Origin of the sequence: Rhizobium sp. 0TCS1.26, assembly GCF_050455525.1 — a bacterium.
Taxonomy (GTDB): Bacteria; Pseudomonadota; Alphaproteobacteria; order Rhizobiales; family Rhizobiaceae; genus Neorhizobium.
Genome location: NZ_JBCIYV010000002.1, coordinates 1,110,024 through 1,124,377, shown reverse-complemented (window position 1 = coordinate 1,124,377; position 14,354 = coordinate 1,110,024). Strand labels below are relative to the sequence as shown.

The 14,354-nt window shown below is 63.3% G+C and carries 13 protein-coding genes; 9 read left to right on the top strand and 4 right to left on the bottom strand.

Going from position 1 to position 14,354, the window contains the following annotated elements; translation table 11 throughout:
• Positions 1 to 41: 41 nt before the first annotated feature.
• From AAIH46_RS12670 to AAIH46_RS12660, 3 genes are read right to left on the bottom strand one after another with little or no spacing between them, the layout of a single operon-like run.
• Positions 42 to 1,295: an aminopeptidase gene (locus AAIH46_RS12670; RefSeq protein ID WP_430306216.1), complete on the bottom strand. Its 1,254-nt coding sequence runs from the start codon at positions 1,293 to 1,295 to the stop codon at positions 42 to 44.
• A 47-nt stretch (positions 1,296 to 1,342) separates the two neighbouring features.
• On the bottom strand, positions 1,343 to 1,822 hold the full coding sequence (gene ybaK, locus AAIH46_RS12665) for a Cys-tRNA(Pro) deacylase (protein WP_430306215.1): 480 nt from the start codon (positions 1,820 to 1,822) through the stop codon (positions 1,343 to 1,345).
• A gap of 51 nt (positions 1,823 to 1,873) precedes the next feature.
• Positions 1,874 to 2,224 carry an ArsC family reductase gene (locus AAIH46_RS12660; RefSeq protein WP_430306214.1) on the bottom strand — a complete coding sequence of 117 codons (351 nt, stop codon included), beginning with the start codon at positions 2,222 to 2,224 and terminating at the stop codon, positions 1,874 to 1,876.
• Between the two features lie 168 nt (positions 2,225 to 2,392).
• On the opposite strand from AAIH46_RS12660, the gene AAIH46_RS12655 reads away from it, so the two are divergent.
• Positions 2,393 to 2,557: a hypothetical protein gene (locus AAIH46_RS12655; RefSeq protein WP_430306213.1), complete on the top strand. Its 165-nt coding sequence runs from the start codon at positions 2,393 to 2,395 to the stop codon at positions 2,555 to 2,557.
• A 157-nt stretch (positions 2,558 to 2,714) separates the two neighbouring features.
• A complete protein-coding gene (locus tag AAIH46_RS12650) occupies positions 2,715 to 4,142 on the top strand; it encodes a methyl-accepting chemotaxis protein (RefSeq protein WP_430306212.1) in 1,428 nt (475 codons plus the stop codon).
• Positions 4,143 to 4,149: 7 nt separating this feature from the next.
• On the opposite strand, the gene AAIH46_RS12645 is transcribed toward AAIH46_RS12650, so the two are convergent.
• Complete coding sequence (locus AAIH46_RS12645) at positions 4,150 to 5,202, bottom strand: LacI family transcriptional regulator (RefSeq protein ID WP_430306211.1); 1,053 nt, start codon at positions 5,200 to 5,202, stop codon at positions 4,150 to 4,152.
• A 414-nt stretch (positions 5,203 to 5,616) separates the two neighbouring features.
• On the opposite strand from AAIH46_RS12645, the gene AAIH46_RS12640 reads away from it, so the two are divergent.
• The 7 genes from AAIH46_RS12640 to AAIH46_RS12610 all read left to right on the top strand — a co-directional run bounded on the left by AAIH46_RS12640 (position 5,617) and on the right by AAIH46_RS12610 (position 14,341).
• A complete protein-coding gene (locus AAIH46_RS12640; protein WP_430306210.1) occupies positions 5,617 to 6,852 on the top strand; it encodes an ABC transporter substrate-binding protein in 1,236 nt (411 codons plus the stop codon).
• A 153-nt stretch (positions 6,853 to 7,005) separates the two neighbouring features.
• A complete protein-coding gene (locus AAIH46_RS12635) occupies positions 7,006 to 7,908 on the top strand; it encodes a carbohydrate ABC transporter permease (RefSeq protein WP_430306209.1) in 903 nt (300 codons plus the stop codon).
• Positions 7,901 to 8,854, top strand: coding sequence for a carbohydrate ABC transporter permease (locus AAIH46_RS12630; RefSeq protein WP_430306208.1), 954 nt, complete (start codon positions 7,901 to 7,903; stop codon positions 8,852 to 8,854). Before AAIH46_RS12635 ends, AAIH46_RS12630 begins: the two co-directional genes overlap by 8 nt.
• Before the next feature lie 4 nt (positions 8,855 to 8,858).
• Positions 8,859 to 9,947, top strand: a complete 1,089-nt coding sequence (locus AAIH46_RS12625) for an ABC transporter ATP-binding protein (protein WP_430306207.1) — start codon at positions 8,859 to 8,861, stop codon at positions 9,945 to 9,947.
• Positions 9,947 to 12,379, top strand: a complete 2,433-nt coding sequence (locus tag AAIH46_RS12620) for a beta-mannosidase (protein WP_430306206.1) — start codon at positions 9,947 to 9,949, stop codon at positions 12,377 to 12,379. The genes AAIH46_RS12625 and AAIH46_RS12620 overlap by 1 nt, the downstream gene beginning before the upstream one ends.
• Positions 12,380 to 12,422: 43 nt before the next feature.
• A complete protein-coding gene (locus tag AAIH46_RS12615) occupies positions 12,423 to 13,184 on the top strand; it encodes a sugar phosphate isomerase/epimerase family protein (protein WP_430306204.1) in 762 nt (253 codons plus the stop codon).
• 23 nt (positions 13,185 to 13,207) lie between these two features.
• On the top strand, positions 13,208 to 14,341 hold the full coding sequence (locus AAIH46_RS12610; protein WP_430306203.1) for a Gfo/Idh/MocA family protein: 1,134 nt from the start codon (positions 13,208 to 13,210) through the stop codon (positions 14,339 to 14,341).
• The last annotated feature ends 13 nt before the right edge of the window (positions 14,342 to 14,354 follow it).

Genomic DNA, 14,354 nt, shown 5'->3' with positions numbered 1-14,354 from the left:
TCTGCGTTACGTCGTTGAATGGCTGTTTGGTGAGCCGAGCCTCAGGCCCACTCACCCTTGCGCATCACCGGGGCGGTCGAGCCGTCGGCGCGCACTCCGTCGACGTCGATCTTGTCGGAGCCGATCATCCAGTCGATGTGGACGAGCGAGGCATTGCCGCCCTGCGCCTTGATCTGCTCCGGCGTCAGCGACGCGCCGTCTAGGAAGCACTTCGAATAGCACTGGCCGAGCGCGATGTGGCAGGAGGCATTCTCGTCGAACAGAGTGTTGTAGAACAGCACGCCCGACGCCGAGATCGGCGAGGAATGCGGCACCAGCGCCACCTCACCGAGCCGTCGTGCGCCCTCGTCGGTATCGAGCACCTTGTTCAGCACCTCCTCACCCCGCGCAGCCTTTGCCTCGACAATCCGGCCCGCCTCGAAGCGCACCTGGATGTCGTCAATCAGCGTGCCCTGGTGGGAAAGCGGCTTGGTGGAGGAGACCGTTCCTTCCACCTTCAGCGCATGCGGCGTGGTGAACACTTCCTCTGTCGGAATGTTGGGATTGCAGATCACGCCGTTCTTCGCCATCGAGGCGCCACCGTGCCACTCGTGGCCGTCGGCCAATCCGACCGTGAGGTCGGTGCCGGGGCCGGTGAAGCGCAGCGCATCGAAGCGTTCCGAGTTCAGCCAGCTGGAGCGCGTCTTGAGGTTGGCGTTGTGCTCCGCCCAAGCGGCGATCGGGTCCGGCGTGTTGATGCGCGAGGCCGCAAAGATTGCCTCGGCAAGCTTTTCAACGGCCTCGTCCTCCGGCAGGTCGGGAAACACCTGCCGCGCCCAGGCCGGGTGCGGATAGGAGCAGATGTTCCAGTTGATGTCGAAGTTGGCGATCTTGTCGAGCGCCGGCTTGTAGGCCATTGAATTGGCCTTGTTGGCCCGCGAGACTTTCTGAGGGGCCTGATTGGCCAGCATCATCGGGTTATCGCCGGCGATCGCCAGCCGTGCAGCCCCCTGCTCGAACGCTTTGGCCATGCCTTCGTACAGCCAGCCGGACGCCTTGTCGAAGCTTGCATCAGGCGCATGGGCATAGCGGGCAAGGGTGGTCTCTTCGTCCGAATAGAAGGTCGTGACGATCCCGGCCCCTGCCAGATAGGCGTGACGGGTGATCGACCGGACGAGCGACAGGGCGGCGATGGGCGCCGTGATCACCAGATCCTGGTCTCTCTGCAATCGCAGGCCAACCTTGACGGCCACTTCCCCAAGCTTGTCGAGTTTCACCGGGTCAACGGAGGTTTTGATCTGGGAATGGATGTTCATCGCTATGCCTGCCTGTTGAAGAGTATGGCAGAGACATAGTCCCTCGATCAGCGGTCGGCAACGACCGCAGCGACAATCGCCGACGTCAGCCTGGACGCGTCCCTGGGCGAGACCTGTACCTGAAGGCCGCGCTGGCCGCCGTTGATGTAGACCAGCGGCTCCGTCATCGCCGTCGCTTCGAACACCGTCGGCACGGCCTTCTTCTGGCCGAAGGGGCTTATACCACCGACCACGTAGCCGGTGAACTTCTCCGCCGTTGCCGGCTTCATCATCACCGCCGCCTTGCCTCCGAAGGCCGCGGCCAGTTTCTTCATCGATACTTCGCGATCCGAGGGAACGACGATGCAGACCGGCTTGCGGTCGACCTCCGCCATCAGCGTCTTCAACACCAGTGACGGATGGGCGCCGATCGCCTCGGCTGCCTGAAGCCCGATGCGCTCGGCATTCGGATCGTAATCGTAGACAAGCACGGTGAATGGAATGCTGGCTTTGGTCAGCGCCTGGGTGGCGCGCGTCGTTCGGGACATGGATGCCGCCTGCTGGCTCGGTGGTTCTGAAGGCTGCCGAAAAATGCGAGTTCAGCGGCTGGAGAACAGCTCTGCGTAGACCTCGGGCTTGAAGCCGACCGTGACGCCGTCCTCTGTTTCCAAGACCGGGCGCTTGATCAGCGACGGCTGTTCCAGCATCAGGCTGATCGCCTTGTCGCGGTCGAGGTCGGCACGCTCCGCCTCGTCGAGCTTGCGGAATGTCGTGCCGGCGCGGTTAAGGATGGTCTCCCACCCCTTTGCATCCGTCCAGGCCTCCAGATGCGGACGGTCGATCCCGTCCGACTTGTAGTCGTGGAAGCGGTAGGCGATGCCGTGGTCGTCGAGCCAGGTGCGCGCCTTCTTCATCGTGTCGCAGTTCTTTATCCCGTAGATCGTAACCACATGCCTCTCCTGGCTGCCGCGAGAATCGCCGCCCAGCTTGCCGGATAATGACGACTGGCGAAAGTCTGGGCACGCGGCATGCGGGTGCCGCATGGCTCCCATCCAAGCTTGTCCGTTGTCGAGAGGGCTGCACGCGTCCATATTCGGGACATCAAAAAGGAGATGAACATGTCGACGAATAACAACAGGGTGCGCGGTGGCTTTCTGGGTCGTGCCATCGCTGTTTTCGGTGCTGCCGCCGCTGCTTCCGCAGCCGTAGAAGGTGGCCGTAAGCCCATGGCGCGTGATCTCGTGACGCTGGGCATCGATCCGAAGGCTTTCGACACGATCTGATTGGAGCCTCTGGCTCCCGATCCCCGACCCGTCATCTTGCGGGTCGGATGCCGGACATAAGGTCCGGACGTAGCGGTTGCATAAGAACCGCACATGCATCCCTAAATCAAAAATTAACCATGTCCGTGCACGATCCTCCAAGGTGGGAGACACGATCGTGAACGCATTGGCGACTGCGCATGGCATCGACGGCGAGCTTGGCGGTTCAGCGCTGCATCAGGCCGTGGGTCGCCTTGCCGAGGAAGCCTCGGCACTCGGGCTTCACCTCGTCGATATCGCCGGCGCCATCCAGGACACCGCGGCGCAGTCGTCGGAGCAGGCGGCTTTGCTCACCCGCATCACCGTTTCCGCTCAGACGATCGCTGACGGCAATGCCCGGATCGCCGCGGCACTTGGCGAGACCGATAAACTTGCGACATCCGCCCGCCGCGTGCTCGGCGAGCAGGCGCAGCAGATGCACGGCTCCATTACTGCGATCGATCATATGGTCACCGCCTCGCACGAGATCGGCGCCGAAATCCGTTCCTTCTCGACTGCGCTTGCGGCAGTCGGCCAGCTCGCCGACGATATCGGAACAATCGCCCGGCAGACCAACCTGCTGGCGCTGAACGCCGCGATCGAGGCGGCGCGGGCCGGCGAGGCGGGCAAGGGGTTTGCGGTCGTGGCGGCCGAAGTCCGTGGCCTGTCGCTGCAGACCTCGCAGACAACCTCCTCCATCCAGCAGACACTGGTTCAGCTTGGCCAACGGATCGAGCGACTGATCTCCGCCGGCGAAGGCTCGCGAACATCGGCCGAAGGCGTGAAGCAGACGGCGATGCAGGTCCAGGGCTCGTTTCGCGAGGTCGAGACGGTCATGTCGCGCATTCTCGACGGCGCCTCAGCTCTGGCCAGCACCACCGACAGCGTCGAGCGAACCTGCAGCGAATTCGCCGTCAGCATCGCCGTCACTGCCAACGGCATTCTGGGGTCTAACGAGAAGCTGCAGGAGACCTCGAAACGGGTAGCCGAGGTGGTGACGATTTCCGAGCGGATGATCCAGGCCACGGCAAGCGCCGGGGTGGAAACGCCGGATACACCTTACATCCGCCAGGTGCAGGGTGCCGCGTCCACCGTGTCCCGGCTCTTCGAGCGGGCGGTAGAGACCGGCCGCATCGACCTCGGTGGCCTGTTCGACCGCCAGTATAGGCCGATCGCCGAGACCGACCCGGTCCAGTATCTCACGCGTTTTACCGAATTCACCGACGCGGTTCTGTTCGACCTCCAGCAGCAACTGGCGGAGAGCGACGAGCGGATCGCCTTCTGCGCAGCGGTTGATGACAACGGCTATCTCCCCACGCACAACAGGAAGTTCGCGCAGCCGCAGCGGCGCGATGATCCCACCTGGAACACCGCCAACTGCCGCAACCGCCGGATCTTCAACGACCGCGTCGGGCTGGCGGCCGGTCGCAGCGTCGCGCCCTTCCTGCTGCAGACCTACCGTCGCGACATGGGCGGCGGACAGTTCGTGCTGATGAAGGATATTTCCGCGCCGATCGCCGTCAACGGCCGCCATTGGGGTGGGCTGAGGCTGGCGATCCGTGCCTGATTAAGGATCAGCTGCGGTCGCGCGGCATCTTGGACCAGACCGGCAGGCTGACGCTTTGCAGCAATTCGGGTGCCACTCCGTCGATGCGCGCGATGACCGCCTTGGCAAGCTCCCGTCCGGCCTGCCTGACATCCTCGTTGGCCGTATGGATTTCCGGGCGGATCCAGTTGAGGAATTCCGCCGACTGCTTCGACACAAGATCGAGCTCATTGCCGAGCCGCTTGCCGGCCGCCTCAAGCCCGGCCACCAGCGCGATCGTCGAGCTGCCGCTGATCGAGATGATGCCGTCCGGCGGATCCGCCGAGCGCATCAACGCCTCCGTATGGCTGCGGATGGTATCGAGCGGCGCCTCGCTGGTAAGCCGTCCCATGGCGACTTCCGTCGCGCCGAATGCCGCCAGCCCGCGCTCGAAACCGATTCGCGTGTGCAGATAGTAGGACAGCCTCGCCGGCGGGGCGAGCAGCGCAATCCGGCGCCGGCCCTTGGCAGCCAGCTGCTCGACCGCCTGATAAGCGTAGGTCTCGTTGTCGAAATCATGGAACGGATGGCCAATGCCCATGTCGGTCCGGCCATGGGTGGCAAAGGGGAAATTGCGCTCCGTCATCAGCGCCACGCGCGCATCGTCCGGCGAGGTGCGCGAAATGATCATGCCGTCGGCCGATCCGGTGTCGAGGATGTAGCGGATCGGCACCATCGGATCCTTCTGATGCGCATGCGGGGTTAGCACCAGGTGATACTGTGTGCCGGCCAGCACTTCGGAAATGCCGAACATCATCTGGCTTGTGAAGCCCATCAGCTCTTCCTCGATGCTCAGCACCAGCGCGATGACATTGGTCTTGCCGGTGCGCAGGCGAACGCCTGCCCGATTGGGCTGGTAGCCGAGCTGCGCCGCGACCAGGCGGACCCGCTCCTTGGTGTCGGAGCCGATATCGGGCGCATCCTTCAGCGCCCGCGAAACGGTGGTGATGCCAAGCCCGGTCATGTAGGCGATCGTCTTCAGGGTCGGGCGTGCGCTGCTGCCCTGAGGCCGCAGCGGCTTGGAGATATTGCTGTCGTCCATGCTTTCCCATCCGACTCGAGGCATCGGACTATAATCGTCTTCAAGGCCCCTGGATACGGATGCTCCTCCCACGTTGCATCTCTTCCCGCCACCAAAACTGTAACGTTGCAGTAGGAATGTCGAGAGGTTTTTATAGCCGATTGTCGAGAATTTCCCTCAGAGGCTGTACAACGCAGACGCACAAATCATTTTGCAGATGCGAACCAACCGTCTGCCGAAGGGTGCCGGAAAAACAGAAAATAGTCCGGTTAATCCGAGTTTACACCATCAAGCATTATCTTTCTTGCCGAACCGCCAGACACAACCAGAGAGAGAAAATAAGCTCGGAAACTAAAAATCGTCTACAACCTGTTGCCATGGCGGAAGTCTTGGCATAGCTTTTTTACGGAAACGTTTCAGTGAGGGAGGAGACTCATGAATATGCGTTCTTTGAAAGCCATGCTCGTGGCCGGCGTCATGCTGCCGGCAGCTCATGCGGGTGCGACGGATCTCGAGGTCACCCACTGGTGGACCTCGGGCGGAGAGGCGGCAGCGGTGAAGGAGCTGGCAACGGCCTTCGACGCGACCGGCAACAAATGGGTAGATGGTGCGATCGCCGGTTCCGGCAGCACGGCCCGACCGATCATGATCAGCCGCATCACCGGCGGCGACCCGATGGGTGCCACCCAGTTCAACCACGGCCGCCAGGCTCAGGAACTCGTCGAGTCCGGGCTGATGCGCGACCTTTCCGATGTCGCCGAGGCCGGCAAATGGCTGGACGTCATCAAGCCCGCCAGCCTGCTGAAGAGCTGCACGCTCGACGGCAAGATCTACTGCGTGCCGGTGAACATTCATTCCTGGCAGTGGCTGTGGCTGTCGAACGCCGCTTTCAAGAAGGCCGGCGTCGAGGTGCCGAAGAACTGGAACGAATTCGTCGCTGCGGCGCCGAAGCTGAAGGAGGCCGGTATCCAGCCGCTGGCGCTTGGCGGTCAGTCCTGGCAGGCGAACGGCCTGTTCGACACGCTTCTTCTGTCGATCGGCGGCAAGGATCTCTACGAAAAGATCTACCAGGAGAAGGACGCCGAGGCTGCGGCCGGTCCGGAAATGGCAAAGATCTTCGCCGCTGCCGCCCAGGCGCGGCAGATGGCGGCCGGCAGCAATGTTCAGGACTGGAACCAGGCGACCAACCTGGTGCTGACCGGCAAGGCCGGCGGCCAGGTCATGGGCGACTGGGCGCAGGGCGAGTTCCAGATGGCGGGCCAGGTGGCCGGCACCGATTACAGCTGCCTGCCGGGTCTCGGTCTCAGCCAGTACATCACCACGGGCGGTGATGCCTTCTACTTCCCGCTGCTTGAGGATGAGGAGAAGTCCAAGGCCCAGGAAGTCCTGGCGCAGACGATCCTCGATCCGAAGACCCAGGTTGCCTTCAATCTGAAAAAGGGGTCGCTGCCGGTGCGCGGGGACGTCGATCTGGCATCCGCCAACGAATGCATGAAGAAGGGGCTCGATATCGTCGCCAAGGGCAATGCCCTGACGAGCACCGACCAGCTGCTTTCCGCCGACACCCAGAAGCAGAAGGAGGACCTGATGACGGAATTCTTCGCCAATGCTTCGACGACACCGGAAGCGGCGCAGAAGCGATTTGCCGACATCATCGGCAGCGCCAACTGATCGGTCGCCGGCTGCATCCCGGATGCAGCCGGCCGCCTTAGCCGCCGGCCGCGGCAAGGCACGATCGAGCGGCCGGTCCCGGCCGCGATGACGGATCTCGCCTTGTCGCGTGCGACGTCGCAAACCCTGGCATAACCGAGGAGGATCTGTCCCATGGCGCCTCAAGCCGCCGCCGGCCGTCCGAACCAGCTCTTTCGCAACCTCAATTCCAAGATCGCCTGCCTGCCGATGATCCTCGTCGCCCTGGTGGTCTTCCTCGGCGGCACGGTCTGGACGATCGTCTATTCCTTCACCCGCTCGGGTCTGCTGCCGCGCCTGTCCTTCGTCGGGCTCGACCAGTACGAGCGGCTGTGGGCGGCGCCCCGCTGGATCATCTCGATCCAGAACCTGGCCATTTACGGCATCCTGTCGCTGATCTTCAGCCTGCTGATCGGCTTTCTGCTCGCCGCGCTGATGGACCAGAAGATCCGCTTCGAAAACACCTTCCGGACGATCTTCCTCTATCCCTTCGCCCTGTCGTTCATCGTCACCGGGCTTGTCTGGCAGTGGATCCTCAATCCGGAATTCGGCATCCAGTCGATCGTCCGCAGCCTGGGCTGGACGTCGTTCCAGTTCGATCCCCTCTACGACGCCGACATCGTCATCTACGGCATCCTGATCGCCGGCCTGTGGCAGGGCACCGGGCTTGTCATGTGCCTGATGCTGGCGGGTCTGCGCGGCATCGACGAAGACATCTGGAAGGCGGCCCGCGTCGACGGCATTCCCATGTGGCGGACCTACATCTTCATCGTCATCCCGATGATGCGGCCTGTGTTCATCACCACGCTGGTGCTGATCGCCAGCGGCATCGTCAAGGTCTACGACCTGGTGGTGGCGCAGACCAGCGGCGGTCCCGGCATCGCTTCGGAAGTGCCGGCAAAATACGTCTACGACTACATGTTCCAGGCGCAGAACCTCGGGCAGGGCTTTGCCGCCTCGACCATGATGCTGATCACCGTCGCCATCATCGTCGTCCCCTGGGCCTATCTCGAATTCGGAGGAAAGAAGCGTGGCTAACATCAGCGCCCTCAATTCCACCGCCGCCGGCTTCGATGCCGTGTCAGACAAGGTCGGCTCCGGGCCAAACGGCCCCTACGGCCGTCGGCCGCGCAAGATGCTGTCGAGGCGCAATATCGTTCTCTACGGGCTGCTGATCGTCGCCGCCCTCTATTACCTGCTGCCGCTCTACGTGATGGTCATCACCTCGATGAAGGGCATGCCGGAAATCCGGCTCGGCAACATCTTCTCGCCGCCGGTCGAGATCACCTTCGAACCCTGGGCCAAGGCCTGGGCCAGCGCCTGCACCGGCCTCAACTGCGACGGCCTGTCGCGCGGCTTCTGGAATTCGGTGCGCATCCTGCTGCCGTCGGTGGTCGTCTCGATCGCCGTCGCCTCGGTCAGCGGCTATGCGCTTGCCAACTGGCGCTTCCGCGGATCGGACGTGTTCTTCTCGATCCTCATCGTCGGCGCCTTCATTCCCTATCAAGTGATGATCTACCCGATCGTCATCCTGCTGCGCGAACTCGGCATCTACGGCACGCTGACCGGCCTCGTCATCGTCCACACCATCTTCGGCATGCCGATCCTGACGCTGCTGTTCCGCAACTATTTTACCTCGCTGCCGGAAGAACTGTTCAAGGCAGCCCGCATCGATGGCGCCGGCTTCTGGCAGATCTACTTCCGCATCATGCTGCCGATGGCGCTGCCGATCTTCGTCGTCGCGATGATCCTGCAGGTGACGGGCATCTGGAACGACTTTCTGTTCGGCGTCGTGTTCACGCGGCCCGACACCTATCCGATGACCGTGCAGCTCAACAACATCGTCAATTCCGTCCAGGGCGTGAAGGAATACAACGTCAACATGGCTGCCACGCTTCTGACCGGGGCCGTACCGCTGATCGTATACTTCATCTCCGGCAGACTATTCGTCCGCGGCATCGCCGCCGGCGCAGTGAAGGGTTGAGCCCATGGCCAATAGCGTTTCCATCCGTGATCTTTCCCTGTCCTTCGGCGCGGTGAAGGTTCTGAGCGACCTCAACCTCGACATCCGGGATGGCGAGTTCATCGTTCTCCTCGGCTCTTCCGGATGCGGAAAATCCACGCTCCTCAACTGCATCGCCGGCCTGCTGGAGCCGACTGAGGGGCAGATCTTCATCAAGGACCGCAACGTCACCTGGGAGGAACCGAAGGACCGCGGCATCGGCATGGTGTTCCAGTCCTATGCGCTCTATCCGCAGATGACGGTGGAGAAGAACCTCTCTTTCGGTCTGCGGGTTGCAAAGATGCCGAAGCCGGAGATCGACAAGCGGGTTGCCCGCGCCGCCGAGATCCTGCAGATCGGCCCGCTCCTGAAGCGCAAGCCGGCGGAGCTTTCGGGCGGTCAGCGGCAACGCGTGGCGATTGGTCGGGCCCTGGTGCGCGACGTCGACGTGTTCCTGTTCGACGAACCGCTGTCCAACCTCGATGCCAAGCTGCGCTCGGAGCTGCGCGTCGAGATCAAGCGGCTGCACCAGTCGCTGAAGAATACGATGGTCTACGTTACCCACGATCAGATCGAGGCGCTGACACTGGCCGACCGCATCGCCATCATGAAGAGCGGCGTCATCCAGCAGCTCGACGATCCGATCGTCATCTACAACAAGCCGCGCAACCTGTTCGTCGCCGGTTTCATCGGCTCGCCGTCGATGAACTTCCTGCATGGCGAGATCGGCGAGGAGAACGGCCGGCCGGTCTTCCTCACCCATGGCGTCAGCTTCTCGCTTGCCGGGTACGAGGCCTCCGAAGCGTTGACGCCGGGCCGCCGGGTGGTGCTCGGCGCTCGTCCCGAGCATATCGCCATTGATGGCGACGTGGCCGGGGGCGAGGTCCATCACGCCGTCGTCGATATCGAGGAACCGATGGGTGCCGACAACCTGCTCTGGCTGAAGCATGCCGGCCACCTGATGTCGGTCCGGATCGGCGGGGCGCGCCGCTATGCGCCCGGCAGTCAGGTGCGCATGGCCTTCGACATGAGCATGGCATCGCTGTTCGACGCCGAGACGGAAGAGCGCATCTGATGACCACCGTCGATCTTGCCGGCACGTGGCGCCTGTCCTCGCTGGACGAGGAAACCACGGCACTGATGCCCATCCCTGGCGACGTGCACACCGCCCTGAAGAACGCCGGGGTGATCCCTGATCCGTATGTCGGCCGCAACGAGCTGGACCTGCGCTGGGTAGCGGAGCAGGACTGGCAGATCGAGCAGGACTTCCAGCTTCCCGAGATCGATGGCGACTGGTACCTGGATGTCGACGGGCTCGACACGGTAGCACGCATCGAGATCAACGGAGTTACGGTTCTCGAAGCTGAGAACTGCTTTCGCCGTTACCGACCGAATGTGACGGAGGCGCTCACACAGGGCGACAACCGCATTCGCATCCTGTTCCGCTCGAGCGTCAGGGAAAGCGCCGAGCGCCAGCTGCGGCAGCCCTTCTACATTCCCTATTCGATCGCCAACTGCCCAATCCCCAACGGCAACATGCTGCGCAAGCCGCAGTCGCATTTCGGCTGGGACTGGAATATCGCGCTGGCACCGCTTGGTCTCTACGGCACGATCGCGCTGAAGAAGCAGGAGATCGCCCGCATCGAGCATGTCACGACCCGTCAGCAGCACCAGGACGGTGCCGTGGACGTGACGGTGACGGTGGCGCTGCAGGCGCAGGCGCAAGGCGTTCTGCCGCTGGTGCTGGCGCTTGGCGAGGAGCGGGTCCGGCTGGATTGCGGCGTCAGGGCCGGCGAGACGATCGTCAACCACGTCTTCCACGTCGAGGCCCCGCGTCTCTGGTGGCCGGCGGGATGCGGCGAGCAGGCACTCTACGAGCTGCGCGTCGAGACCCCGTCTGAGACGGTGACACGGCAGATCGGCCTTAGGACGGTGGAGCTGCTGACCGATGACGACGAGGCCGGCAGCCGCTTTGCGCTTCGCATCAACGGCCGCGAGATCTTCTGCCGCGGCGCCAACTGGATCCCCGCCGATGCGCTGTTCTCGCTGACCAGCGAGGAGAAGACCCGTGACCTGCTGCAATCGGCGGCCGACGCCAACATGAACATGATCCGCGTCTGGGGAGGCGGCTTCTACGAGGCGGACTGGTTCTACGACCTGTGCGACCGGCTGGGCCTGATGGTCTGGCAGGATTTCCAGTTCGCCTGCAACCTCTACCCGTCGACGCCGGATTTTCTCGAAAATGTCGCGGCGGAAGTCGGCTATCAGGTGCAGCGGCTGATCTCGCACCCGTCGATCGTGCTGTGGTGCGGCGACAACGAACTGGTCGGCGCCCTCAACTGGTTCAAGGAGTCGCTGGAAAACCGCGACCGATACCTGGTCTCCTACGACCGGCTGAACCGCACGATCGAGCAGGCTCTGCTGACGGCAGCGCCTGAAGCTATCTGGTGGCCCTCGAGCCCGGCGTCCGGCTACCTCGACTACGGCGACGCCTGGCACGCCGACGGCTCCGGCGACATGCATTACTGGTCCGTCTGGCACGAGAACAAGCCGTTCGAGGATTACCGCAATGTCCGCCCGCGCTTCTGCTCGGAGTTCGGCTTCCAGTCCTACACCTCGCTGCCGGTGATCCGCAACTATGCTGCCGAGAGCGACATGAACATCGCCTCGCCGGTGATGGAGCTGCACCAGAAGAACGTCGGCGGCAACGAGCGCATCGCTGCCACCATGTTCCGCTATTTCCGCTTTCCGGAAGGCTTTGCCAATTTCGTCTATCTCAGTCAGGTGCAGCAGGCGATCGCCATCCGCACCGCTGTCGATTACTGGCGCTCGCTGAAGCCGCACTGCATGGGCACGCTGTACTGGCAGCTCAACGACACCTGGCCGGTCGCCTCCTGGTCGAGCCTCGATTACGGCGGCAGCTGGAAGGTGCTGCACTACGTTGCCCGCCGCTTCTTCCAGCCGGTGACGGTGGCGGCCATCCCCTCCACCGACGGTACCGAGATCCGCCTGTCGCTGGTGAACGATACGCTGGACGACGTGACGGTGACGCTCACCCTGTCGCTGTTGACGCTTGCCGGCGAGCGGCGGCACCTTCGCACCCTCGATGCGGTCGTTTCGCCGGACGCCGCAGTGACGGTGACCACCATCAATGCGAATGAGATCCCTGCAGATTGCCTGCTCGCCTGGAGTTTTACCGCCGACAACGGCATGGGCGGCGAGGGGCATCATGTGCCCGGCACCTACAAGGCGCTCGACCTGCTGCCGGCCGGCCTGACGGTTGACGTTACGCCGGCGCCGACCGGCGGCTTCGATATCCTCGTTCAGGCCAACGGCCTTGCGCTGTTCGTGCTGATCGAGAGCGATATGCCCGGTCGCTACTCCGACAACGCTTTCGACCTGGCCGCCGGGGAAAGCCGCCGGATCACGTTCACCCCCTCATCGCCCATGGATGGCGACCCATCGTTCCGCATCTACGACCTGCAGTCCTGTTCTGCCGCAGGGTGAGTTCAATCGAAGAAGAGTGGGCCTCGCGGCCCGGGAGGAAGACATGACGACACTCGGTTTCCAGCTCTACAGCGCCCGCAATTTTCCGCCGCTGTCCGATACGCTGAAGAAGCTTTCGCAAGCCGGCTACACGGAAGTCGAGGGCTATGGCGGCATCTACGGCAGCCTGGACGAGCCGGCGCTGCAGGCGCTGCGCAGCGACCTCGATGCCAACGGCCTGACCATGCCGACCGGTCACTTCGGCCTCGATCTCCTGGAAAACCAGCCGGCGCAGGCGATGACGATCGCCAGGACGCTCGGCATCGAAGCGATCTACTGCCCGCATCTGGCGCCCGACCAGCGTCCCACCGATGCGAGCGGCTGGTGCGCCTTCGGCCAGCGGCTGGGCGAGGTCGGCAAGCGCTACCAGGATGCCGGCTACGTGTTCGGCTGGCACAACCATGATTTCGAGTTCAAGACGCTTGCCGACGGCTCGACGCCGCAGGAGCAGATCTTTGCCGGCGGACCCGATCTTGCCTGGGAAGCCGACATTGCCTGGGTCATTCGCGGCGGCGCCGATCCGATGGCCTGGATCGAGAGCTACGGCAAGCGCATCAAGGCCGTGCACGTCAAGGACATCGCCCCGGCGGGTGAGAATGTCGATGAGGACGGCTGGGCAGATGTCGGCCACGGCACGGTCGACTGGAAGGCTCTGATGGCAGCCCTCCGGCAGACGCCGGCCAAGCATTTCGTTCTCGAACACGATAATCCGAAGGATGTCGACCGGCTGATCGCACGGTCGGCCGCAGCCTTCGATACCTATTGAACCTCGAACATCCGGAGCCCCAAATGGCCAAGGAACTGGGCGTCGGCATCATCGGATGCGGCAATATCTCCACCACTTACCTGTCGCTGGCACCGCTCTTCAACGGCTTGAAGATGCTCGCCTGCGCCGATCTCAATCGCAACGCCGCCGAACTGCGCGCCGAGGAATATGGCGTCAAGGCGCAGTCGATCGACGAACTTCTGGCAAACGACGAACTCGACGTGATCGTCAATCTGACCATTCCGGCATCGCATTTCGCCGTCTCCAAGGCGATCCTCGAGGCCGGCAAGCATGTCTATTCGGAAAAGCCGCTGGTTCTTTCGCTGGAAGAGGGCGAGGAACTGCGGGCGCTCGCCAAGGCCAAGAGGCTGGCGGTCGGCTGCGCACCGGACACCTTTCTCGGCGGCTCGCACCAGCTGGCCCGCAAGTATATCGATGAGGGCGGCGTCGGCCGCATCACCTCCGGCACCTGCCACGTCATGAGCCCCGGTATGGAGATGTGGCACCCGAACCCCGGCTTCTTCTTCCTTGCCGGCGGTGGCCCGATCCTCGATCTCGGCCCCTACTACATCGCCAACCTCATCAACCTCATTGGTCCGGTGAAGCGCGTCGGGGCTCTGACCTCCATGGCCAACCCGACCCGCACCGTGACCAGCCAGCCGCTCGCCGGCCAGTCGATCCCGGTCGAGACGCCCACGAACATCCATGCGCTGCTGGAATTCGTCAGCGGCGCAACGATCACCTTGTCGGCAAGCTGGGATGTCTGGTCGCACCGGCATGCCAACATGGAGCTTTACGGCACCGAAGGCTCAATCTACGTGCCGGACCCGAACTTCTTTGGCGGCAAGGTCGAGGCATCCGGCCGCAGCATGGACATCGAGCCGCTGACGCCCTGGGATCATCCCTTCGGCAAGGAGAACCAGGAAAGCCCGCGCGGCCCGCGCGCCAATTACCGCACTGCCGGTTTGGCCGATATGGCCATCGCTTTGATCGAGGGGCGTGATCCACGCTGCTCGCTGGAGCGCTCGCTGCACGGTATCGACGTGATGACCGGGATCCTCAAATCCGGCGAGGAAGGGCGGTTCGTCGACATGACGACCACCTGCACACAGCCGGCGGCACTCGGTATCGATGAGGCGCTGGCGCTGCTGCGCTGAGACCGTCCGCCGG

What these genes read in the sequence shown, in the direction of transcription:
- ybaK (WP_430306215.1), bottom strand. Translation starts at nt 1,822, where the DNA reads ATGTCCCGAACGACGCGCGCCACCCAGGCGCTGACCAAAGCCAGCATT.
- AAIH46_RS12615 (WP_430306204.1), top strand. Translation starts at nt 12,423, where the DNA reads ATGACGACACTCGGTTTCCAGCTCTACAGCGCCCGCAATTTTCCGCCG.
- AAIH46_RS12625 (WP_430306207.1), top strand. Translation starts at nt 8,859, where the DNA reads ATGGCCAATAGCGTTTCCATCCGTGATCTTTCCCTGTCCTTCGGCGCG.
- AAIH46_RS12645 (WP_430306211.1), bottom strand. Translation starts at nt 5,202, where the DNA reads ATGGACGACAGCAATATCTCCAAGCCGCTGCGGCCTCAGGGCAGCAGC.
- AAIH46_RS12610 (WP_430306203.1), top strand. Translation starts at nt 13,208, where the DNA reads ATGGCCAAGGAACTGGGCGTCGGCATCATCGGATGCGGCAATATCTCC.
- AAIH46_RS12635 (WP_430306209.1), top strand. Translation starts at nt 7,006, where the DNA reads ATGGCGCCTCAAGCCGCCGCCGGCCGTCCGAACCAGCTCTTTCGCAAC.
- AAIH46_RS12670 (WP_430306216.1), bottom strand. Translation starts at nt 1,295, where the DNA reads ATGAACATCCATTCCCAGATCAAAACCTCCGTTGACCCGGTGAAACTC.
- AAIH46_RS12620 (WP_430306206.1), top strand. Translation starts at nt 9,947, where the DNA reads ATGACCACCGTCGATCTTGCCGGCACGTGGCGCCTGTCCTCGCTGGAC.
- AAIH46_RS12640 (WP_430306210.1), top strand. Translation starts at nt 5,617, where the DNA reads ATGAATATGCGTTCTTTGAAAGCCATGCTCGTGGCCGGCGTCATGCTG.
- AAIH46_RS12655 (WP_430306213.1), top strand. Translation starts at nt 2,393, where the DNA reads ATGTCGACGAATAACAACAGGGTGCGCGGTGGCTTTCTGGGTCGTGCC.